1 protein-coding gene and 1 pseudogene are annotated in these 1264 nt (G+C 48.8%); both read right to left on the bottom strand.

The features are described from left to right. The coding region (gene rsxD, locus R7R24_RS24600) for an electron transport complex subunit RsxD (protein ID WP_318119713.1) at positions 1-835 on the bottom strand (835 nt) is incomplete at its 3' end. Positions 836-894: 59 nt separating this feature from the next. After that, positions 895-1264, bottom strand: a pseudogene (locus tag R7R24_RS24595) (electron transport complex subunit RsxC); the annotation flags it as partial.

Below are 1264 nucleotides of genomic sequence, written 5' to 3'. Positions count from 1 at the left end.
GGCCTTTTACTGTGGTAGATGCCGATACTGGATCTGTCGCAATAAAGAACGCACCTAGCATGGTTGCGCCTGACAGCAGATGGAAGATTGGCGAAGCCGTCTCTCCCGGCGTGATAACGCTGAAAATAAGGCTAAACAGAGTCAAACTCGCGAGGAAGCCTGCTGGAATGTACCACTGAATGATGCGTTTTTTGATCATCACTAAGCCGCCAATCAGGTAGGCTATGTTCACCCACTGCCAGCCGATGCCAGACAAGCCACCAAAGATCGGCTGTGAAAGCACTTCACTAGGGGTTGCTCCCGTGTGAATACCTGTTTTAAAGGCATCCAGTGGAGTTGCCATTGTTACACCATCAACACCAGCGCGAACTTGTTGCAATGAAAGACCGTCATAATCAAAACCAGTGAAAATCAAAGAGAGGGTATCTGCGAAATTCACATGGTCTGGAATCAACAGTGTTGGTGCACTCCAACTAGTCATTTGAACCGGGAAGGAAATCAAAAGTACAACGTAAGCGACCATTGCTGGGTTGAAGAGATTCTGTCCAATGCCGCCATAAAGATGTTTGGCAATCACAATCGCAAAAATTAAACCAATAACTATGATCCACCACGGAGACCAAGGTGGAATAGCGACGGCGAGTAGCCATGCGGTGACAATTGCACTGTTGTCTCGTAACGCTCTCATTGGCGAGCGTTTACGACAGCTCATCACGAGTGCTTCAAGTGATACTGCAACGGCGATAGCAAAAATCAGCTGGATTAATGTGCCCCAACCAAAGTAGTAAGTTTGCGCTGCCAAGCCAGGGATAGCACATAAGGCTACCCATTTCATTCAGTCAGGCGTGCTGCGACGACTATGCGCATGCGGTGAACTGGCAATAAAAAACGACATTACTCGTTCTCCTCGGTATTATTTTTATTCGCGTCTTGTTGAGCTTTTCGCGCTTTTGCACGAGCAATCGCAGCAGCGACCGCGGCTTTCTTCGGATCTTCGGTTGGCTCTTGAGAAGCCGTTTCTGCAACAGGTTGAGGTTCAGTCTCTTGTGGCGCTTTTCGCGCTTTTGCACGAGCAATAGCAGCAGCGACCGCGGCTTTCTTCGGATCTTCAGCTGGCTCTTGAGAAGCGGTTTCTTCAACAGGTTGAGATTCAGTTTCTTGTTGCGCTTTACGCGCTTTTGCACGAGCAATAGCGGCTGCAACTGCGGCTTTCTTCGGATCTTCAGTTGGCTCTTGAGAAGCTGTTTCTGCAACAGGTTGAGAT

This window comes from Vibrio sp. 704, assembly GCF_033339295.1.
This window is presented reverse-complemented; position numbering and strand designations above follow the sequence as displayed.